We start from the raw sequence: 3478 nt of genomic DNA, 5'->3' as shown, positions 1-3478 counted from the left end.
TAAATGGAAAAGAAAGACGACACAACCCATAAAAATACTATTGCTAACAATTTGTATATTGCATATGCTCCCTTTAGGAAGCAAACGCAACATACAAGAGACGTTGTAGGTAATTAAAGAAAATGAAACATACCCGGAGAATACTATTAGCATTGATGATTGTAAGTTGTTCCCAAAAACCCAATCAAAACCAACAGAGCGACACTGCAAATGAAACTGAAGCCGAAACTGAAACTAACTCGGTTTCTACAGATAGTAAGTTTGACTTTTATAGTGATAGCGTTTTGACTCATATTGATGCTGAAGAATTATGCGAATTCAGTTTTGACTTCTTTCTACCTCAATTGAATCAAAAATTGATCGAAAACGATTTAAAGATAGATGTTCAAACTACAGATGACTATGAAAGCTCATTTGAAATAACAATCAATGGACACAATGTCAAACTATACTCGAATGAAGAGCTAACCAATGGAAATTTTTGGGACATAGGACCTCGCAATTTTTTCAGAGTTGTCAACAAGATTCTGAAAGAGAAAAATATAGAAAAGAAATTCTATTTGCTTTATGGAGGAAATGATTTGCATGCTGTTTTTCTGACTGAAAAGCAATTTGAATCAATGTCTAAAATAAATAAGGATGATAAAAACGAAGTTCCTTATCTACCATTAAAATAAACTACCTACAACACGGTATATAGCAAATAGGGCGTTTAGTGGTTTACGAAAGTTCAGTGCTATTTACAAACACCGCCAAATCGTTGATTTGGCTTTTAAAATGAATAAGATAAAAACAAAATACAACGTTTTGGCTCAGTGCAAACCCGAAAGTTTATCGCTTTCTACTGCCCTACTTGCCATATACTAAACGTTAGCTACAAGTCACAAAAACTATGTGGAGAGAATATGAAAAGAAATTATACGAAAAGCTATCTGAAATATATCCAGATTGTGAAATTGAATATAACGACTCAATATTCGGTTTGTATAGCAGAACTGAGCGACAAATCGATTTTTCTATCAGAGGAAACATAGCAGGAAGAAAAGTATTGGGAATCGTTGATGCAAAGTATTACAACAAAAATGTAGATGTCAAGGTCGTAGAAAGTTTTATTGGTATGACTGAAGATATTAATGCAAATTTCGGATTAATAATAACAAATAAAGGATATTCAAAAGCAGCTAAAAATCGAGTAAAATTTTCTAATCTTAAACTTGACGTTTTAGAGCTAAATGAAATGAATGAGATTGATATCTCCGTTGATTATTTTTTTAATCAAACTATAAAAGGATTACAATTATCAAAATATGAATTTTTTAAGAGAGGTAAGTATACCTCGAATTATTTTGATGAAGTCAAATCTGATTATGGTAAAAGAATACTCTATTTTAAAGAAGGCTTTGCTAATACAGAGTATTATGCCTTTAAAAAATTATTAGAAAGTTCTACAAGAATTTTTAGAGATTTTGACCAACTCGACAGAATAAACGTATTTATTCCTGCTAATAAGAACAATGAAAAAACGAATTATAACGACGAAAAGACTTTGTATTCGTGTACTATAAGCAGAAATCAACTTGAAAAATTTTTAAAATTAGATATTGATTTTTTAAGGGAAGACATTAAATATTGGAGGAATGAATTTTTAGATAAACTTACTAAGAGTTTAGTACTTGAGTTTGCAAACTTATTCGTTGAAGAAGAAAACATAAAATAACCAGTAGCTAACAAGGTATAAAAAACATAGGGCAGTTGAGGCTTTCCGAAAAATCTGTGTTTATTTGCAAAGTCGCCAAATTAAAAATTTGGCATTTTCAATAAAAAAGATAAAAGCAAAATATTATATTTGGCTTAGTATCAAACCGAAACGTATTGCTTATCACCTTCCCTACGTTTCTTATACTAAACGTTAGCTACAATTTGAATGAACATTAGAACTACTATCATAATACTTCTGACTTTTGCCAGTTTAGAATCCTTTTCTCAAAGTATTTTTTCAGCTTTGAGACACGATGATCCGATTGATTTAAGAACTGACTCAAAAGTAAAAGAACTTACAAAAACCACAACTTTCTTCAACAAAAGTGGAACTGAAACTAAAAAGGATATTATCGTTGTAAATCATCAGAATAAAATTACATCCGAATTGAGATATGGTGAAAACGGAAAGTTAGAAACTCGACTTTCTCGAAGTTTTGATTCGACAGGAACAAGAAGTTTACAAAGAAAAATTGAACGCTGGCATTCTGTAATTGGATATAGTTCTGAAACTGCAACTTATGAATACGACGAAAATGGTTTTATGATTAAGATAACTGACCGAAATAAAAACAACCAAATTATTAGAGAAACATTTCTAAAAAATAATGAAAATGGTCATCCAATAGAATTAAAGCTGAATACCGGAAATTCAAACTCTTACGGAATTGAAATTGCGGAATATGATTATCCGAATAATCAGGCAATCACAAAGGTTCTTGACGACAACGGAAAAATAATATCTGAAAGTAAACATAAAATTGACTTTTCAATTAAAGGTTCTCATAATTCAGAATATGACGAAAATGGAAATTTACTCAAATCTGGAAAATATGAATACGAATATAAGTATGACAAGAAACTGAATTGGAAAAAGAAGATTATGTACAAAACCGAAAATGGAAAAAAAAGAAAGTATCAGGTTTTGACAAGAAAAATTAAATACGAAAAGTAAAAACTGTAGCTAACAACGTGTATAATCAATTGCTTGAGTGTCTACAGGCAAATCGGAAAATTCTCCGAATTCCCCTCAGGTTCCTCCCCTTTTGCTATCTTAGTTGCTAATCGCAACTAATCATACACTAGACCGTTAGCACCAATTAGAAATTTAAAATGAAATTGAATAAATTATTCCCCCTTCTTTACCTTTTAATTTGGGGTTGTATACTTTTTGGATTACCAAAAGAAGTTTTTTACTCTGGAGAAGGAATAATGAGATGGATTGTTTTTGGAGGAATATTCTTTATTCTACCATACGTTTTATTTAAATCTTTAGAACTAACTTCTCTTGCTAAAAAAACTAGGAGCGGAATTGCAATCGCTTCAGTTTTTCTTGGAATTCCTTTTGGTTTATGGTTAGGAATACAAAGTAAAGCGGAATTGAAAAGTAATGGAAATACAACAATTGGAATAATTAAAAAAGCTTGGATGGTTAAAAGACGGAATCAAGCTGACGTTTGGTCTGTTCAAGCTTATTATAATGTAAACAACAAACCATATAAAACATCAACTAAAGAAAACCCTGAAAAGAGCTTATCCAAAGGCGATACCGTAACAATTTTATACTCTAAAACAACTCCGCAAATGAGTGAAATTTTGGAATTGGAAAAATAACAGGTGCTAACACTATATATGTGATCATAACAGTTAAGTGATAGACCCAATGGGTATTGTATTTTTGGTAACGTGCAATGCTTGCAGAAAGAAAAAGTTAGCAACC

The 3478-nt window shown here is 31.0% G+C and carries 4 protein-coding genes; all 4 read left to right on the top strand.

Translation table 11 applies throughout. The annotated features are described in order from the left end of the window. Window positions 1-122: 122 nt before the first annotated feature. Window positions 123-677 (top strand): hypothetical protein, encoded by a 555-nt coding sequence (locus DG435_RS08240; RefSeq protein ID WP_108840585.1) that lies wholly within the window; start codon window positions 123-125, stop codon window positions 675-677. A 215-nt stretch (window positions 678-892) separates the two neighbouring features. Continuing rightward, window positions 893-1717 (top strand): restriction endonuclease, encoded by an 825-nt coding sequence (locus tag DG435_RS08235; RefSeq protein WP_106795174.1) that lies wholly within the window; start codon window positions 893-895, stop codon window positions 1715-1717. Between the two features lie 207 nt (window positions 1718-1924). Further along, a complete protein-coding gene (locus tag DG435_RS08230) occupies window positions 1925-2713 on the top strand; it encodes a hypothetical protein (protein WP_106795173.1) in 789 nt (262 codons plus the stop codon). 158 nt (window positions 2714-2871) lie between these two features. After that, entirely contained in the window at window positions 2872-3372 is a 501-nt protein-coding gene (locus DG435_RS08225; protein ID WP_106795172.1) for a hypothetical protein, read from the top strand. Window positions 3373-3478: the final 106 nt, after the last annotated feature.

The sequence above is a fragment of the Aquimarina sp. Aq78 genome, assembly GCF_900299525.1.
In the GTDB taxonomy this organism is placed as follows: domain Bacteria; phylum Bacteroidota; class Bacteroidia; order Flavobacteriales; family Flavobacteriaceae; genus Aquimarina.
The sequence above is the reverse complement of the archived record's forward strand: the minus strand, read 5'-3'. Positions and strand labels throughout refer to the sequence as shown.